This window comes from Hanstruepera flava (assembly GCF_023634025.1).
Taxonomy (GTDB): domain Bacteria; phylum Bacteroidota; class Bacteroidia; order Flavobacteriales; family Flavobacteriaceae; genus Hanstruepera; species Hanstruepera flava.
The window spans coordinates 89,491-106,452 of sequence record NZ_JALJCW010000001.1 but is presented as its reverse complement, the minus strand read 5'-3'; the positions used below and the strand labels follow the sequence as shown (position 1 = coordinate 106,452).

18 protein-coding genes are annotated in these 16,962 nt (G+C 33.8%); 2 read left to right on the top strand and 16 right to left on the bottom strand.

The window, feature by feature from the left end; all coding sequences use genetic code 11:
* Nucleotides 1–2: 2 nt before the first annotated feature.
* The 9 genes from folE to MTX13_RS00535 form a co-directional block, all read right to left on the bottom strand.
* A complete protein-coding gene (folE, locus tag MTX13_RS00575; protein ID WP_250432432.1) occupies nucleotides 3–701 on the bottom strand; it encodes a GTP cyclohydrolase I FolE in 699 nt (232 codons plus the stop codon).
* Between the two features lie 46 nt (nucleotides 702–747).
* Nucleotides 748–1,023, bottom strand: a complete 276-nt coding sequence (locus MTX13_RS00570) for a TIGR03643 family protein (RefSeq protein WP_250432431.1) — start codon at nucleotides 1,021–1,023, stop codon at nucleotides 748–750.
* On the bottom strand, nucleotides 1,020–1,448 hold the full coding sequence (locus MTX13_RS00565; protein ID WP_250432430.1) for a hypothetical protein: 429 nt from the start codon (nucleotides 1,446–1,448) through the stop codon (nucleotides 1,020–1,022). Before MTX13_RS00565 ends, MTX13_RS00570 begins: the two co-directional genes overlap by 4 nt.
* Before the next feature lie 101 nt (nucleotides 1,449–1,549).
* Nucleotides 1,550–3,082, bottom strand: coding sequence for a cryptochrome/photolyase family protein (locus tag MTX13_RS00560; protein ID WP_250433845.1), 1,533 nt, complete (start codon nucleotides 3,080–3,082; stop codon nucleotides 1,550–1,552).
* Complete coding sequence (locus MTX13_RS00555; protein ID WP_250432429.1) at nucleotides 3,079–4,386, bottom strand: DASH family cryptochrome; 1,308 nt, start codon at nucleotides 4,384–4,386, stop codon at nucleotides 3,079–3,081. Before MTX13_RS00555 ends, MTX13_RS00560 begins: the two co-directional genes overlap by 4 nt.
* Entirely contained in the window at nucleotides 4,356–4,496 is a 141-nt protein-coding gene (locus tag MTX13_RS00550) for a DUF2256 domain-containing protein (RefSeq protein ID WP_250432428.1), read from the bottom strand. The genes MTX13_RS00555 and MTX13_RS00550 overlap by 31 nt, the downstream gene beginning before the upstream one ends.
* Nucleotides 4,496–5,917, bottom strand: a complete 1,422-nt coding sequence (locus MTX13_RS00545; RefSeq protein WP_250432427.1) for an SDR family oxidoreductase — start codon at nucleotides 5,915–5,917, stop codon at nucleotides 4,496–4,498. Before MTX13_RS00545 ends, MTX13_RS00550 begins: the two co-directional genes overlap by 1 nt.
* 12 nt (nucleotides 5,918–5,929) lie before the next feature.
* Nucleotides 5,930–7,246: an ABC1 kinase family protein gene (locus MTX13_RS00540; RefSeq protein WP_250432426.1), complete on the bottom strand. Its 1,317-nt coding sequence runs from the start codon at nucleotides 7,244–7,246 to the stop codon at nucleotides 5,930–5,932.
* A gap of 2 nt (nucleotides 7,247–7,248) precedes the next feature.
* Nucleotides 7,249–7,908 carry a TetR family transcriptional regulator C-terminal domain-containing protein gene (locus tag MTX13_RS00535; RefSeq protein ID WP_250432425.1) on the bottom strand — a complete coding sequence of 220 codons (660 nt, stop codon included), beginning with the start codon at nucleotides 7,906–7,908 and terminating at the stop codon, nucleotides 7,249–7,251.
* A 125-nt stretch (nucleotides 7,909–8,033) separates the two neighbouring features.
* Between MTX13_RS00535 and MTX13_RS00530 the strand changes: the two genes are divergently transcribed.
* Both MTX13_RS00530 and MTX13_RS00525 read left to right on the top strand, forming a co-directional pair.
* Nucleotides 8,034–8,462: a hypothetical protein gene (locus tag MTX13_RS00530; RefSeq protein WP_250432424.1), complete on the top strand. Its 429-nt coding sequence runs from the start codon at nucleotides 8,034–8,036 to the stop codon at nucleotides 8,460–8,462.
* A 34-nt stretch (nucleotides 8,463–8,496) separates the two neighbouring features.
* Nucleotides 8,497–9,345, top strand: coding sequence for a DUF2911 domain-containing protein (locus MTX13_RS00525; RefSeq protein ID WP_250432423.1), 849 nt, complete (start codon nucleotides 8,497–8,499; stop codon nucleotides 9,343–9,345).
* 47 nt (nucleotides 9,346–9,392) lie between these two features.
* On the opposite strand, the gene MTX13_RS00520 is transcribed toward MTX13_RS00525, so the two are convergent.
* From MTX13_RS00520 to MTX13_RS00490, 7 genes are all read right to left on the bottom strand, one after another.
* Complete coding sequence (locus tag MTX13_RS00520) at nucleotides 9,393–9,593, bottom strand: helix-turn-helix transcriptional regulator (RefSeq protein WP_250432422.1); 201 nt, start codon at nucleotides 9,591–9,593, stop codon at nucleotides 9,393–9,395.
* Nucleotides 9,583–10,050 carry a hypothetical protein gene (locus tag MTX13_RS00515; RefSeq protein ID WP_250432421.1) on the bottom strand — a complete coding sequence of 156 codons (468 nt, stop codon included), beginning with the start codon at nucleotides 10,048–10,050 and terminating at the stop codon, nucleotides 9,583–9,585. The genes MTX13_RS00520 and MTX13_RS00515 overlap by 11 nt, the downstream gene beginning before the upstream one ends.
* A 138-nt stretch (nucleotides 10,051–10,188) precedes the next feature.
* Complete coding sequence (locus MTX13_RS00510; protein ID WP_250432420.1) at nucleotides 10,189–11,880, bottom strand: sodium:solute symporter; 1,692 nt, start codon at nucleotides 11,878–11,880, stop codon at nucleotides 10,189–10,191.
* A 108-nt stretch (nucleotides 11,881–11,988) separates the two neighbouring features.
* Nucleotides 11,989–14,523, bottom strand: a complete 2,535-nt coding sequence (locus tag MTX13_RS00505; RefSeq protein ID WP_250432419.1) for a PIG-L family deacetylase — start codon at nucleotides 14,521–14,523, stop codon at nucleotides 11,989–11,991.
* A gap of 87 nt (nucleotides 14,524–14,610) precedes the next feature.
* Complete coding sequence (gene corA / locus MTX13_RS00500) at nucleotides 14,611–15,678, bottom strand: magnesium/cobalt transporter CorA (protein ID WP_250432418.1); 1,068 nt, start codon at nucleotides 15,676–15,678, stop codon at nucleotides 14,611–14,613.
* A gap of 28 nt (nucleotides 15,679–15,706) precedes the next feature.
* On the bottom strand, nucleotides 15,707–16,237 hold the full coding sequence (locus tag MTX13_RS00495; protein WP_250432417.1) for a mechanosensitive ion channel domain-containing protein: 531 nt from the start codon (nucleotides 16,235–16,237) through the stop codon (nucleotides 15,707–15,709).
* 134 nt (nucleotides 16,238–16,371) lie between these two features.
* A complete protein-coding gene (locus MTX13_RS00490; protein ID WP_250432416.1) occupies nucleotides 16,372–16,959 on the bottom strand; it encodes a Maf-like protein in 588 nt (195 codons plus the stop codon).
* Nucleotides 16,960–16,962: the final 3 nt, after the last annotated feature.

Genomic DNA, 16,962 nt, shown 5'->3' with positions numbered 1-16,962 from the left:
GCTTAATGATTTATGTAGTTATGTAATTCTGTGATTTTTTGTGGATCGTTAAATGCACCACCATAATAGGTTGTAACTGTTGCCGATGTATCATCTTTTATGCCTCTAGAAGACACACAAAGGTGTTTGGCATCAATAATAACAGCTATATCTTCGGTTTGAAGAACAGCCTTTAGTTCGTTGGCAATTTGATTTGTTAGTCGTTCTTGAACCTGTGGACGTTTGGCGTAGTACTGAACAATTCTGTTAAGTTTTGATAGCCCTATAACTTTACCTGATGAAATATAAGCCACATGGGCTTTACCAATAATAGGCACGAAATGGTGCTCACAGTTGGAGTAGAAGGTAATATTTTTCTCAACCAACATTTGATTGTATTGATATTTGTTGTCGAATAAGGCGATTTTGGGTTTATTAGCTGGGTTTAACCCAGAAAATATTTCTTCTATATACATTTTCGCTACACGATCAGGAGTGCCTTTAAGGGAGTCGTCTGTCAAATCTAATCCCATAACGTCCATAATTTCTTCAAATAAGATAGCTATGCGTTTTTTCTTTTCAGCATCACTAATTTTAAAAGCATCCTTTTTTAACGGCGTATCGAGTCCTGTGTATAAGTGGTCGTCGCCAATTTCAGATGCGCTTAAGCCATTTAATTTGTAACTGTTTGTTTGCTGTTTTTCAAATGTTTTAATTTTCATAGCTCTTTTTTTTACTGCTGTACTCAATTATCGAGTCAAAGCAAGATTATCGTTTTGATATTTTGTTTTGTGTTATTTGTTTTTGTCTGGAACACTTAAACCGTCCATTTTTAAAGTTTCGTAATTTTTCATGCTTTGTTTCCCGTCCTTGTACTCGTTTTCTCCAAAGCTTAAAACTATTTGCTTTGAGTTCTTTTCTCATGAGGGCAATAACATCTTGTTCTTTCAATCCAAACTGAACTTGTATAGCTTCAAACGTGGTTCTGTCTTCCCAAGCCATTTCTATTACTCTATCTATTTCGTTAGACTTTAAGTGAATCATATTGGATAGAGATTATGTTGAACATCATATGCCACTTTTAAATCCAGTAGCTTTGAAAAAAACTGTTTATTCTCCTTAAATGTTTTATTATTTTTAAAATGAATGAATTTACCTTGTGCATGTATACTCATACCATTAGTACGATATATAACTAACTGGTAGAAAGGAATGATCCAAGAGAAATTTTGAAGCCCTTTGTTAATATATACTATAATTCCACCACGTCTTAATTCAATATTGGCATAATTTACATCAGTTACTTTATTCATTAGCACACGAAGGTTTGGGCTGACTTCTGATACAATCATTCGTTTTGAGCCGATACCTTTTAATTTAATAGCTTCAAAAAAACTGTATGGCTTACCTACTAAATCAGCAATTATTTGTTTGTGATTTTTTTCTGTATGTGTGCTGTTGAGAATCAATATATATAAATTTGATACTCAAATCTACAAAATGTTTAATAAAAAATAAAAAAAGTTAAACAAAAATTAACAAAACAATATGATTTAAGATATATTCTTGATTAAAAGTCATTTGGTGTGGCTATAATTTGTTTCGCTCGCTGTTTTATAGCTTTTAAGTCGTCCTTTTTTATGTTGTCTAAAACATGATACATCATCCGCATACGATTGTTATTTTTAAGATGACTTCGTTTTTCATCTAGAAAATGCCAGTATAGACTATTGAATGGGCAGGCTTTGTCGTCAGCCTTATTTTTATAGTTGTAATAACAAGCCTCACAATAATTACTCATTTTTTGAATGTATGAACCAGAAGACACGTATGGTTTTGTTGCTATTTTCCCACCATCAGCAAACTGACTCATACCTCTAGTATTGGGTAGTTGCACCCATTGTATGGCATCTAGATAAATACCCAAGTACCAGTTGTCTACCTCGTCTGGATTTGTTTGTGTTAAAAGTGCATAATTACCGGTAACCATTAATCGTTGAATATGATGGGCATATGCATTATTTAAACTGTTTTGAATAGCGTGTTTCATGCAATTCATTTTGGTATTTGCAGTCCAATAAAAATCTGGTAGGGGATTACTATTTTCTAGATAGTTTTCTTTTGAAAGTTTTGGCATGAGCATCCAATACATTCCTCTCATATATTCGCGCCAACCGATAATTTGCCTAATAAATCCTTCAACTTGAGAAATATCTATTTCAGCGGTATGATTGCTGTAATAATTAAGTGTAGTAGTTGTTACATTTTTAGCAGAAATAAGTTTTAAGTTTAATGCAAAAGATAATCTAGAATGAAATAAATTTGATTCCGTTGTGTACATAGCATCTTGATAATCTCCAAAGTATTTCAGTAAATTTTCACAAAAGTATTTTAGTTGGTTTAGTGCTTGTTCACGTGTTATGGGATATTCAAACAATGTATCATTACATTGGCCAATGGTTTTTATATCGGCTTTTTTTATATCAGCAATTACATCTTCAACATTGTTTGAAAAAGCAACGTAATGAGGGATTTTTGGATCTCCTTTCCATTTTTTTTGATTGGATTTGTCATAGTTCCATTTACCGCCTTCAGGTTCATTATTGTTAACTAAAATGTTATGCTTTTTTCGCATATCACGGTAAAAATATTCCATAATATATTGCTTTTTACCTTTAAAGAATTTCTTTAAATCAAATCGATTTGTGTAAAAATGTTCACTGTCATAGACCTGAGATTTTATGGAAATAGTTTTAGAGAAATCTTTTAGTTGTTTATCTAATCTATACTCATCGGGTTCAATATATTCAAATGTTGTAATTTGGTATTGCTCAATTAATTTTTCAAGATTTTTATGAAGTTTTTGGGTATTGGTTTTATCAGTTATTTTAAAATATGCAATGTTATGGCCTTTTTTGTCTAGTTGTTTGGCAAATGTTCGCATAGCTGCAAAAAAACCAATAACTTTTTGAATATGATGTACAACATAATCTGTTTCTTGACGCATTTCAAACATACAGTATAAGACGTCCTTATTTTGGTTTTTAAACCATGAATGTTTGATGTTTAATTGATCTCCTAAAATTAATCGTAATGTTGTCATGTGAATAATTCTGTTTGTAGCCATTGCTTTTGAAACTTGCCATGTGGATCATAACGATCTGCTTGTAATTTTGTATTAAAAACTCGATCTCTAGGGTCGTTACCAACACCAGCGACGTACATCCAATTACCGTAGTTACTGTGAACATCATAATCTATTAACAACGATTCAAAATATGCTGCACCAATTCGCCAATCTAATTGTAAAGTTCTAACAAAAAAAGACGCCACATTTTGCCGACCTCTATTGCTCATCCATCCGGTTTTATTGAGTTCTAGCATATTGGCGTTAACAAAATTATCTGTAGTTTTTCCGTTTTGCCAAGCTTCAAGAATATGTTTATCCTGACTCCAAGAATGATCTTTGTTTGAAATTCCTTGTGTTTTAAATATGGCATTACCATGTTGAATTGCTACATACTTAAAAAAGTCTCTCCATATTAATTCGAATATTAGCCAATATGTGGATTGATTTTTAAAATGTGTTTTTTCAAATTCCTTTACTGCCCAATATATAGTTCTGGAACTAATACTACCATTTGCTAACCAAGGCGATAATTTTGAGCTATAATCTGGTCCAACAAGCCCATTTCGTGTTTTTTTATAAACTCCGATTTTCTGTGATTCAAAAACGTAATAATTTAAGCGTTTATTCGCTTCGGTTTCGCCACCCTTAAATGGAAAAGCAGTTTTAGGATGCCGAGTGAACTCCGTAAAACCGAGCTCATTTAAGGTTGGGATTTTAGTTGGATTTTTTATTGCAACTTTCTCTTGTGATTTAGTTTCAGTTGAAGGCAGTATGGTAAGTTTTTTTTCTACGTGTTTTCTAAATACTGTAAAAACTTTAGGAATTTGATTTAATTCGCTAAACACATCGCTTGGCTCATATAAAAACTGATCAAAAATTTGAGTAATATTAGTCGTTTCTAGTTTATTTTGAACCCATTTGAAAGTTGTGGTTTCTTCACTAGTAAATTCTTTTTGCACAAACACATGGTCAATGCAGTATTCGTTTACTAAACTTGGAATAATGACTTCTGGGCGATCTATATATGTGAATAATTGGATGTTTAATTTGCTTAAGTTATTCTTTAAATTTTTTACACTTTCTATTAAAAATTTAGCACGATACTGTCCCGTTTTTTTAAACCCATGTTCTGTTTCCTTAAAATGCCGAGGGTCAAAACAATAACAAGCAATAATGGGTTTGTTACATGTTATGGCCTTATGTAATACACGATTATCTTGCGTTCTTAAGTTGGTTGTAAACCATACTAAATTGAATATTTCTTTAGTCTCCGACATTTTTGACTACAATATTTTACTTGATCCCAATTTAGCCTCCACTTTTTACGCCAGTTAAATGAAAGTCCACAGCAGGCACAAGTTTTTTGAGGTAAATGTGTTTTTTTCATTACGTGGCTAATTTTCTTATCATACCATTAAAAATGAAACCATGAAACGGCAAGACGCTAAACCAATATAATCTTCCGGCAAGTCCTCTTGGTCTGAATGTTGCGGTTTGTTTGAGTATATTGTCTTCAATCTTGAATTCTAACCAAGCTTCTCCTGGTAGTTTCATTTCGGCGTATAGTAGAAGACGTTTTTTATTTTTATCTGCAAATATTACACGCCAAAAGTCTAGAGCATCTCCAACGCTTAATGCAGTTGGGCTAGTACGCCCTCTTCTTAAACCAATTCCACCAAAAAGCTTATCTATATAGCCTCGAATCTTCCATAGTACTGTGCCGCAATACCACCCGTTTTCTCCGCCAATTGACCAAATTTTATGTAACGTTTTTTCGGAATTGATAACCTGTATTTCTTTATGATCTTTAAAACAACCATATTTAGGGACATTGATGTATCTATCAAAATTGTCTTTAAGCCTTCCGCTGCTGACCATAGAATCTTTCCAACTGGAAATAATGCTGTTTTGTTCAATTTTTTCAAAAGCTAATTTAACAGCATCCCTGTAACTTAACGGATTAATAGATAACCCCTGATTTATGTTACTTGGTTTGCCAATTATTTCTACATTCATACTATCTACCAATGAAGTAGCTAGTTTGTAAGATGTAGACGTTACAAAATATAACCAATATGAAGATAATTTAGGCGTCATTACTGGAACGGTAAGTATATATCGTTTTAGTCCTCGAACTAGAGCGAATTGTAACAGCATGTCTTTGTAGGTAAGTACTTCGGGTCCAAATACGTCATATGATTTATTGTATAACGATGTTTTGCCCAGACTTTTTGATAAATAGGATAAGACATCCCTAACAGCAAGAGGTTGTGTTTTGGTATTAAGCCATTTTGGCGCAATCATAAATGGTAGTTTCTCTACAAGATCCCTAATGATTTCAAATGAAGAACTACCGGAGCCAACAATAATCCCTGCTTTAAAAATAGTCGTAGCATACTGTCCTGTTTTTAAAACCTCTTCAACTCGCTTTCTAGATTCAAGATGTTTAGAGAGTTTACTATCGTTAGTAATACCACTTAAGTAAATAACCTGTTTTGTATTGGTATCATTAATTCTATTCTTAAAATTTATAGCACACTTTTCTTCTAACGATTCAAACTTTTTAGAGGAGTTAGACATGGAATGAATAAGATAATAAGCTGCCTCTATATCCTTAGGGACACTTTTTAAGGATTCTGGTTTTAGAAAATCGCCTTCTATGAATTTTATGTTGGGATCTTCAAGGTAATCTTTATCGGCACGATGTATATCCCGTACAATACAAATTACTTGATGACCATCTTGCACCAAAAGCGGAATAAGGCGTTTACCTATATAGCCTGTTGCTCCGGTTACAAGAATTTTCATAGTGCTGTAATTTTATTGATTAATATTTATGAAGTTTTTGATGTTTATTTGTTGGGCTTTTAAATCGAACATTAAATTATATAGTCCAAAAAAAGTTCTGTTTATATAAATAAAATGTTTAGATCCTCTATTGCCATTCATTTTACGCAGTTCAGTATTTTTAGAGTACTTTTCACCTAATTCAGCAATTTTCCTAAAAAAAGTAGGGTCTGAAAAGTCAAAAACTTCACTGTGGAAAGGTTTCGTAAAAATGCTTAACATCTCATGGAACATATTGGTAAAAAATTCAAGTTCTTCAGACGAGTCATCCGGACGGAGAATTTCCAATTCAAAAAGCTTTTCTCTAAAACGCTCTGGGTTGTTGATACTTTCTTTTTCGGCAAGTTCAAAGTAGGGCTTGTAAAAATCGTTTGGTATGGTTTTCATGCAGCCAAAATCTAAAGCAATAAGTTTACCATCTTCTGAAATTAAAAAGTTTCCAGGATGCGGGTCTGCATGAACTTTTTTGAGTATATGAATTTGAAACATATAAAAATCCCATAGTGCTTGGCCTAACTCATTAGCCATTGTTTGATTTGTATTATGCGATGTAAATTCAGATAGATGTTCACCTTTCATATAGTCCATGGTTATAATGCGCTCTGAAGACAGTTCATCATAATATTTTGGAAAGCGTATATTGGGTATATTTTTACAGGCTTCAGCTATGGCTTTACTTTGTTTAATTTCGAGAGTGTAGTTGGTTTCCTCAATGAGTTTGCTTTCTACTTCTTTAAAATATTTATCAGAATCTTTACCTTTAATATTGAACATGCTCATGGCTATTGGTTTAACCAATGCCAAATCTGAAGTGATACTCTCTGCAACTCCTGGATATTGTATTTTTACAGCAAGTTTTTTTCCATCTTTTTCCGCAAGGTGTACTTGACCAATGCTTGCAGCATTTACAGACGTTGCATTGAAAGTATCGAATAATTCATTAGGATCTTTACCAAAATATTTTTTAAAGGTTTTAATAACTAACGGTGGCGATAATGGAGGAACCGAAAATTGGGCTAAAGAGAATTTTTCGACGTAAGCTTGTGGTAATATGTTTTTTTCCATGCTCAACATTTGAGCCACTTTTAACGCACTTCCTTTTAATTGTTTAAGGCTATCATAAATATCATCAGCATTATTGGCATTTAATTTGTTTTTAGCTTCTTCTTTAGAATTAACCAATTGGTCGCCAAAGTATTTTAAATAATTAACACCAACTTTAGCACCTGTAGCAACCAATTTGGATGCTCGTTGTATTTTAGATGATGGGATATGGTCTATTGTTTTCATAATTAAACAGTCATATTCATTTTTTCCTTTAAAAGAAACTTTCCTAAATCCATTACACTCTTAAACGGTTTGATATTGAGTACATCGAAACTTGTATTCACTGCTTTTTCAATAAAAATGTCCGTTTTTTCAAATGCTGCAGAACTGTCTTCCAACCAAAATTTTATGGTAAATAAAAGTTGTATCCAAGCAGCTTCAGCAATAGCTTTCATTTGTATAGTTTCAATTTTATTATTTTTAATATCGACTATTTCAATATCCAAATTCTTGATGTAATCTGTGAAATGTTTACGTAAACCTTGCAATTGCTTTAAAGATTTTAATCCGTTGCTATGGTCTTTTAATGCAAAGGATACATAACTTCTGTTGGCTGTTAAACTTTCGAAGAATGTGAAGTAAAAACTTAAGAGTTGATTTCTGGAATCAAATGTTTTGTAATCTTCACTCGTGTTCAGCATATCAAACGTATTCTTGAAGAACAGTGTGAAGACATGATTTTCGACTGCTTGAATATTTCCAAAGAAATTGTAAAACTTCGACTCTTCAAAATTGAATGCTTTAGACAATTCAAAAACAGTTGTAGGTTTTTTATTGTGCTCTAGAACAAAATTCATGTAAAACGAAACAAGGTCGTTTTTATTTATATTTTTTTTGCGTGCCATGTGTTTGTTTTTGTCAAAAATACAAAATGTTTAATAATATTTAGTTAAAGTTAAACAAAATTAATTTTGATCATGATATAATAATGCAACACAGAAATTGTATATTTGAGTATAAAATAACTAACATGAAAAAAATCCGAGTAATATTTCTTATCGCTTTTATGTGTATGCTCACAACCTATGGGCAAAATACCATGTCAGAACAGCAAATTAGAAGGCAGGCAGCAAAAGTAGATACTGTCTACACAGTTGAAGAACGAGCCAATATGGGTGTTTGGTTTAATGATCGTGTAAATGACATGCAATTGACAGCAGATGTTAGGGAAGAATACGATGCGATAATCTTTTCTAGGATTTATGATATGACCCGAATAAATGACAAGGATAAAGATTACACCGATAAGGAAATGCAGAAAAAGTTTGATGACATTGTGGATAAGATGAACATGGAAGTGAAGAAAATATTGACTACAGAGCAATACATCAATCATTTAGAAAATTTTGCCGAAATCGAACGAAGCGTTTACAAGAAGTTCAATTGGGCAGAAAAATAATTTAATAAATAATATCAACTATAACATTAATCCAATGAAAAAATTAATTACAATTACAATGGTGTTAGCATTTGCATTATGCTTAAATGCTCAAGTTACTACGCCACAACCTAGTCCTTTTAGTAAAGTAGAACAAAAGGTTGGTTTAACCGATATTACAATTGAATATTCACGTCCAGGAGTTAAGGATAGAAAAATATTTGGCGGTTTAGAAGCCTATGGTAAAATATGGCGAACAGGAGCCAATAAGAATACTACAATTACATTTAGTGATCCTGTAACCATTGGTGGGAGTAAAATAGCTGCTGGTTCTTATGCAATTTTCACTAAACCAGGCGAATCACTATGGGAAGTTTACTTGTATTCTGACACCAATAATTGGGGTGTTCCAAAAGAATGGGATGAGAGTAAAGTGGTTGCTATTGCTAAAGTACAATCTCATAAGCTGCCATTTAATGTAGAAACCATGTCAATAGATATTAATAATATTAGAAATGGGAGTGCTACCATAGATATTATTTGGGCTGATACTTATTTGGCTGTGCCATTTACGGTACCAACAGATGATAAGGTTTTAGCTTCTATTAATGACGCTTTAAACGGTTCACCTACTGCTCAAGACTATTATGCTGCAGCTGTATATTATTTACAGGAAGGCAAAGATATGAAGCAGGCTAAAGAGTGGATGGACAAGTCCATTTCTATGACCGAAAAGCCTGAATTTTGGCAGTTAAGACAGCAGTCCTTAATTTATGCTAAACTAGGTGATACAGATGGCGCAATTGCAATAGCCAAAAAGTCATTAGCAGGAGCAAAGGCAGCAGGAAATGACCAGTATGTGAAGTTTAATGAAGACTCCTTAAAAGAATGGGGCGCAAATTAATTTTGTAAACTAATAGTATAAAAAAAGCGACCATTTGGTCGCTTTTTTTAATCTGTCTCTTCCAAGAAGAATATATCTTCAACAGGCTTGTTAAAGAGTTTGGCTATTTTTAAAGCCAACACAGTAGAAGGTACGTATTTGTTTTTTTCCATGGCGTTTATAGATTGCCTGCTAACGCCTATACGTTCGGCTAAATCGGCTTGCGTTAAATTGTGAATGGCACGCTCTACTTTTAAATTATTCTTCATGACTCACAGATTTTAGCTTTAAAAAGTTAAAGCGAATAATAAAAAAGAGTAGTGGTGTAAACATATTAAAAATCATCACATTAAAGAATGTCATATCATAAACAAATAGAATGGTAAACAAAAGAACCACATAATTAAAAATGATGGCCCAAACCAATGATTCTGTTCGAAGTTTATAGATAAATTCGTCTTCTATTTTCTCTTTTGTGAAGCCAACCAACAAGCCACCGATAATTATAGCAATGGCTGTAAGTTCATCAGCAATGCCATTTTCAATAACTTTAAAAAAACCTGCTTCACCTATCAAAGGATCACTATAAATTGAGAAGACCTTAGTGGTTAATAATTGATCTTCAAAACCCAAGCTGTACATTAATATGCCTGCAATTAGACCAAGAATTAATAAAACCCAGCCTAATAGTTTGTATTTGTTTGATAGTAAATAATTTGTTTTCATAACTGTTCGATTTTAAATTGATATGTCAAATGTAAAACAAACTTTACATATAGACAAATTAATTTTACAAAAAGTAATATTTATTTAACAAAAAAAAGTGACTATAAGTCACTTTTTAAATCATTTTTTAAGTTCGTTTTAAGCGTTTTGCTTTATAAATCCTTGGATAATATGGGCTATTAGCATAACAATAACACAACCTACAAAATTGAGCCACAAGAAGGGTAAATTGATAATTTCAAATTCATTCAATAAAAACAGTCCAATAACTATAACTTGTGTTATTAGAGCAGCAATAAAAACAGCATGACCTTTAATGGCTTTAAAGAAAAAGGCTAATAGAAAAATACCCAAAACATTACCATAGAATATAGATCCAATAATATTGACCAACTGTATAAGATTTTCTGCAAGATTAGCCACACAAGCCACTAGTATAGCCAATATACCCCAAGCTAATGTAAACCACCTCGACACTTTTACCATTTCGGTTTCGCTTTTTTCGGGTGTATTACGCTTGTATAAATCTATAGTTGTGGTTGATGCCAATGCATTTAGTTCGCTAGAAGTACTGGACATAGCTGCACTTAAGATGACAGCTAAAAGTAAGCCAATTAAACCACGAGGCAAATTGTTTAATATAAAATGAATAAACACATAATCTTTATCGTTGCTTTCCACTTTTACCTGTTTGGCCTCTCCAGCTTTATCAATTAATACTTTTGCACGATTTCGAATACTATCGTTTTGTATGTTAGCTTGTGCAACACCTAAAATAGACGCTTCGTTTTTATTGGCAATAAAATCGGCTATTAATGCTTGCTTGTTTTCATATAAAGCATCCTGTTCATTTTGCAACGTTTTAAAGTCGTTGGCATATTGGCTATCTAAAACAATTTCTGTTGCCACTGGATTAAAGTTGACTGGTGCTTTGTTGAACTGGTAAAACACAAATACCATAACGCCAACCAGAAGAATGAAAAATTGCATAGGAACTTTAAAAATACCATTAAACAAAAGGCCCAATTGCATTTCCTTTACCGATTTACCCGAAAGGTAACGCTGCACTTGACTTTGATCGGTTCCAAAATAAGACAACATTAAAAAGGTTCCGCCAATAATACCGCTCCAAAAGGTGTACCGATTATTCAAATCGAATGAGAAGTCAAGAATATCCATTTTACCACTAGCACCAGCAATGTCTAAAGCATTACTGAAGGTAATGTTTTCAGGAAGCTTATTGACTATTAGAACAAAGGCTACAACCATTCCCGTAAAAATAACAACCATCTGGTGCTTTTGGGTAACGTTAACAGCTCTTGTACCACCTGAAACCGTGTATATAATAACCAAAATTCCAATGATTACATTTAAAAGCAACAGGTTCCAACCCAATACAACGGACAGGATTATAGCAGGTGCAAATATGGTAATACCAGCAGCCAAACCACGCTGAATTAAAAATAGAATGGCTGTTAAGGTTCGTGTTTTGAGGTCAAACCTATTTTCTAAAAACTCATAGGCTGTGTAGACTTTTAAGCGATGGTACAACGGAATAAAAACCATACAGATTACCACCATAGCAATTGGTAAACCAAAATAGAATTGTACGAATCCCATGCCATCGTTGAAGGCTTGTCCTGGTGTGGATAAAAAGGTAATGGCACTTGCTTGGGTTGCCATAACAGATAAGCCTATAGTCCACCATTTAGAGGAGTTACCACCTTTTAGATAATCCTGAACATTTTTACTGCCTCGGGTTTGGTAGGTTCCATACCCAACAATGGTCAATAATGTTATTGAAAGTATAATCCAATCGAGTGTCTGCATAGTTAAAAGGCTTGCATGATGAAATAAAATACAATCCAATACAACACATTAGCTATCAATACCAGTGTGTACATATTTTCCCATTTGTAATTCGACTCATTCATTGGATTAGTTTTTTAACTGTTGTTCTTTTGGTAGCTCACCTTTACCTAAAGATAACATGTTGGCAAATAAGCGGTAGGCTCCTGGTACTCCTGCTGGAAATTCCCTAAAAAAGCTTAATCCGGTATAGATGTAGTAACCTTTTCCATATTGCGCCACCAAGAGACTTCCTTTTTTTGATGATTCCCTTTTATCACTCATAGCAAATATTGGGGTGAATTCTTTTCCCCAAGAATTAGGAAAGTACAAACCACGTTCTTGTGTCCAGCCTTCAAAATCTTGTTTAGTAATGATGTTGGGATAGTTTAAAACAGGATGTTTAGGTTCTAAAAATTTGACTTCAGCAAACTCATCGGTTACCCGATCTCGTGACAGTTCCAATTTGTAGGGCGCCAACTTATCCACCTTTAAACGATAGCTTGTATTATATTGCACAATCATATTACCGCCATTTTCAACAAAATTGAACAAAATATCTTGTTTGAATTTCAGGTTTTCAACTGTGTTATAAGCTCGAATACCTAGGACAACTGCGTCAAATCGGCTTAAGGATTCTGTAGTAATATCTTCAGGGGAAAGGGTTAAAACGTTATAGCCTATTTGACGTAAGCTTTCTGGAACAACATCGCCGGCACCTGCAATGTAGGCTATGTTGTCGCCTTTCTTTTTAATATCTAATCGTACAATTTTACTTTCGCTTGGCAATAAAATCGTTTGGAAGGGAATATGGTCGTAGTCTATTTCAATAAGTTCGTCGGTATATTGTTTGTCACCAACGGTAACGATTGGGCTTATAAAACCTTCATCTTGATTTTTTGGAGGAATAACTTTGAAAACAACACGTTGTTCTCCACCTTTATTAGAAATGCTAATAGGTAATTCTTCTGGGTATACATTCCAGTTTTCTGGATGGCACAATTCTACAGTTCCTTCCAGATTATCACGTCCAGCTCTAACAGTTATTGCAATTTCCTTTTCAGCATCGGTATTAAAAATTATGACTTTCTCTGCTAATTTTGCAGTAGCTTCTGGAACAACCTCAAACGGTTTATATACTTCGCCTTTAACAGGATCATTGGTTTTAAATACTACAGGTCTGGTAAATGGTATGGTAACACCTTCGATATTAATGTTGAAGGTAACGTTAAAATAATCTGGTGTTTCCGGTTTTCCAATTAATGACTTGTCGCTAACCTTATACATGCCCAGTGTGCCTTTTTCGGTTAACCAATAGGGCGTTGTTGTTATATAGTCTGTATTAGGTAAGGCCACTTTAAAGGACTCTTCAATTGTAATACGATCATTGTTATTAAGGTTGATGCCTTTGTTTACATTTAAGCCATTGGGATTGGTGTAGGATACTAGAGAAAGTTTGGTATTACTGCGGTTGACTAGCTCTAAAGACAGCTTCATGTTTTCATTGAATGTAGCTTGATTGGACGTTGTAACGGCTTCTAAATATAAACCTGAACACGCAGCAATTATAGCTTTTATCTCTTTGGTTTTTTGTGTTTTCCAATGCTCGTTCTCCAATCTTTGAATAAGGTTGTACGCCTGAACCAATTTTGGAATAGAAGCAGATGGGTTTTTTAAATCGTAATTCTTTTCAACGTCATTGAGAATAATACCAATTTCTTGACCACCTTTAACACGATTCCATGTTGTATCGATACCTTCAAAAATTTTGGTTTTATTACTAGGCGTGTTACCCTTAATCAATTCAATATACTCCATTTCAGTGCCGCGTGTGCCTGTACTTCCAAAACCCTGTGATTTATGTTGGCTTCGGCTTAATGCGGCAATTTCGGTATTGCTTAAGCCACTGGAAGGAAAATATGTACCTGTATCTAAACTGATAAAATTTGTTTTATCGATTTTATCAAAATTCTCGCGACTTCCGTATCGCCACCAACTTGTATTATAATATAAATATTTTGGTTGCCATTGGTCAACATGTTGTAGTTGGTCGGGATATACTGTTGCATCGTTCGCCAAGTCAAAAGCTTCAATACTTAGCATAGCCGAACTGGTATGATGACCATGTGTAGTACCTGGTGTTCTGTGATCGAAGCGATTGATAATAATGTCTGGTTGAAATTGTCTAATGGCTAAAACCACATCGCTTAATACTTCGTTTTTGTTCCAGATTTCCAGGGTTTCGTCTGGGTGTTTGGAGTACCCAAAATCATTAGCGCGTGTAAAGCGTTGCTCACCACCATCGATAGCTCTTGCTGTTAAGAGTTCCTGTGTTCTAATAACGCCTAATAATTCCCGTATTTCAGGACCTATAAGGTTTTGTCCACCATCGCCACGTGTAAGTGATAGATAGGCTGTTCTAGCCTTAACTTCATTGGCCATGTAGGAGATAAGCCGAGTGTTTTCATCATCGGGATGTGCAGCGACATAGAGAACCGAGCCTAAAAAGTTTAGCTTTTTTATAGACTCATAAATTTCAGAACTATTAAGTTTTTCGGGTTGTTGAGCATGACTTTTAAAGGAAAGGAATAAGCCAATAACGACTAAAAGTAATGTTTTATGCATATTTGATCTCGTTAGCAAAAATCAAATATAGCAAAGTAAACTAGGGAAGACTTGGGTTTTAATGTTTCTTTAACGTAACCCTATTTTTTAAAGCCACTTCTTACGCTTAAAATAATATAGCATCCCTAAAAAGACCAAAATCATAACGGCCCAAAGAATATAATAGCTGTAACGGTAATCAAGTTCTGGCATGTATTCAAAATTCATTCCGTAAATACCAGCGATAAAGGTTAAAGGTATAAAGATGGTTGCCATAATGGTTAATACTTTCATAACCTCGTTCATTTTATTGCTAATGGAGGTCATGTACATGTCCATTAAACTAAAAATCATTTCGCGGTAAATATCAATGGTATCGGATAGTTGTATAGTATGGTCGTAAATATCCCTATAGAATTGGATGGTTCTTTCTTTTATAAGTTTGTGATCTCCTTTTTCAATCCTGCCTATTATTTCCCGCAGCGGAAATATAACGCGACGGACTTTTAAGAGTTCTTTTTTAAGTTCTAGAACCTGTTTGTTTAAATCGTCTTTAATAATACCACTAAACAATAAGTCTTCTAAATCTTCTATTTTATTGCCCATGGTTTCATTAACAATAAAGTAATGATCGACTACCGCATCAATTAAGGCATAGAGTAGATGGTCTGACCCAAGACCACGAATACGGCCTTTTGCAAAACGCAGTCTGTCTCTAACAGAATCGAACACATCGCCTTCGGCTTCTTGAAAGGTGAGGACGTAATTATCGCCTAAAACAAAACTCACTTGTTCTGAAACAATATTTTCATCGGCATCATAATAGAGCATTTTTAAAACCACAAAAATATAGTCGTCATACTCATCAATTTTAGGTCTTTGTGAGGTGTTTACAATATCCTCAAGGATGAGATTGTGTAGGTTGTAAAACTCTCCTATACGCTGGATTTCATTAACATAATTTAGGCCATTTATGTTAATCCATGTAATGGTATCGGTAGTTTTGAATTTTAAAATCTCGTCTATATCAAAGTGTTCCTGTTCATGGATAAATTCGCTATTGTAATCAAACGATTCTATAAAGAGTTTTTCAGCAGTTTTATCGCCAGTGTATACCATAGTTCCAGGTACCTGACCGACATGCTTTTTGTATTTGGTTGTTCTTTTTTTACCCATAGAGTAGAAATTTACAACAAAAAATTAATTATATGGCATCTGACCCTTCATCTATGGCATCTTTTTCTACCAAGGTCACGGCTTTTTGTAGGATGAGGTTGTTAGGATAGGTTACCAAATCACCGTTATCCTGCCTTAAGTGCAGCTGAAAAGCGCGAATGTCTTCAATTATGGCTTCAATAGGAAAATCCTTATCGTGAATTTGAATTTTGTCACCTACTTTATACGGGAACGAAAAAAACATGATAATTCCCGAGGTCACGTTGCTTAAAATAGACCAAATGGCAAATAAAGCGATACCCATAACAGCAAAAACTGACGAAAATACTAGTGCCAAATCTTTTGCTTCTGTTCCGAAAATAAAGGCTTCCAATAACAACCAAATTAGAAATAAAGTTACTGTAGAGTAGCGACAAATTAACTGGATTCGGGCATCGTTAATCCCTGTTTTACGACCTAGTTTTTTTATTAAGGTGTTGGCAATTACCCTAATTAAATAGAACAGAATGATTAAAAACCCAGAAATAATGAGTTCTGATTTAAAAGTTTCAAAAAACATAACGTAACATTAATTATTTACATGTAAAGATAGTGTAGAAATGTGTATGTGTTTATTTTTTTTTGACCTTTTCCAACGAAAGATGATGGAGGACTACTGATGGAAGACTGAAGATGGTTGAGGGATGCTAACATTTAAGAAACTAGGTTCCGTAATGTTTTGTATACTAAATGTGTTGGTAGACCTACTACATTAAAGTACGAACCTTCAATTTTAGTGATTCCAATTTGTCCTATCCATTCTTGAATACCGTAGGAACCCGCTTTATCAAATGGTTTGCATGTGTCTATGTAGTATTGTATTTCTGAATCGGTTAAATTTTTAAAAGTGACTTTAGTAACGGCATTTACCGTTTTTTGTAGTTGTTCAGTTGTAAAACACACCGAAGTAATAACATCATGTGTAGAATGGCTTAAGGATTGTATCATGGTAAAGGCATCTTGACTGGATTTTGGTTTTCCAAGTGCTTGGTTATTATGCCAGACAATAGTATCGCTTGTAATTAAAATGTCATTCTGTTTTAAGTCGGCTTTAAACGGTAAAGCTTTAAGTTGTGCTAAATAATCGCTTATCTCAAAATGGTTTAAGCGTTCAGGGAATTCCTCTTTTATGGGTTTCAGCCTAATTTCAAAATCAATACCTAGATCTTTAAAAAATTGCTGCCTTCTTGGCGATCCAGAAGCGAGTATAATATGATAGCTTTTTAGTTTATCAACTAACATTTT

Coding starts and splice junctions, on each gene's coding strand:
- folE (WP_250432432.1), bottom strand. CDS start 701: ATGAAAATTAAAACATTTGAAAAACAGCAAACAAACAGTTACAAATTA.
- MTX13_RS00570 (WP_250432431.1), bottom strand. CDS start 1,023: ATGATTCACTTAAAGTCTAACGAAATAGATAGAGTAATAGAAATGGCT.
- MTX13_RS00560 (WP_250433845.1), bottom strand. CDS start 3,082: ATGACAACATTACGATTAATTTTAGGAGATCAATTAAACATCAAACAT.
- MTX13_RS00555 (WP_250432429.1), bottom strand. CDS start 4,386: ATGTCGGAGACTAAAGAAATATTCAATTTAGTATGGTTTACAACCAAC.
- MTX13_RS00550 (WP_250432428.1), bottom strand. CDS start 4,496: ATGAAAAAAACACATTTACCTCAAAAAACTTGTGCCTGCTGTGGACTT.
- MTX13_RS00545 (WP_250432427.1), bottom strand. CDS start 5,917: ATGAAAATTCTTGTAACCGGAGCAACAGGCTATATAGGTAAACGCCTT.
- MTX13_RS00540 (WP_250432426.1), bottom strand. CDS start 7,246: ATGAAAACAATAGACCATATCCCATCATCTAAAATACAACGAGCATCC.
- MTX13_RS00535 (WP_250432425.1), bottom strand. CDS start 7,908: ATGGCACGCAAAAAAAATATAAATAAAAACGACCTTGTTTCGTTTTAC.
- MTX13_RS00530 (WP_250432424.1), top strand. CDS start 8,034: ATGAAAAAAATCCGAGTAATATTTCTTATCGCTTTTATGTGTATGCTC.
- MTX13_RS00525 (WP_250432423.1), top strand. CDS start 8,497: ATGAAAAAATTAATTACAATTACAATGGTGTTAGCATTTGCATTATGC.
- MTX13_RS00520 (WP_250432422.1), bottom strand. CDS start 9,593: ATGAAGAATAATTTAAAAGTAGAGCGTGCCATTCACAATTTAACGCAA.
- MTX13_RS00515 (WP_250432421.1), bottom strand. CDS start 10,050: ATGAAAACAAATTATTTACTATCAAACAAATACAAACTATTAGGCTGG.
- MTX13_RS00510 (WP_250432420.1), bottom strand. CDS start 11,880: ATGCAGACACTCGATTGGATTATACTTTCAATAACATTATTGACCATT.
- MTX13_RS00505 (WP_250432419.1), bottom strand. CDS start 14,523: ATGCATAAAACATTACTTTTAGTCGTTATTGGCTTATTCCTTTCCTTT.
- corA (WP_250432418.1), bottom strand. CDS start 15,678: ATGGGTAAAAAAAGAACAACCAAATACAAAAAGCATGTCGGTCAGGTA.
- MTX13_RS00495 (WP_250432417.1), bottom strand. CDS start 16,237: ATGTTTTTTGAAACTTTTAAATCAGAACTCATTATTTCTGGGTTTTTA.
- MTX13_RS00490 (WP_250432416.1), bottom strand. CDS start 16,959: ATGTTAGTTGATAAACTAAAAAGCTATCATATTATACTCGCTTCTGGA.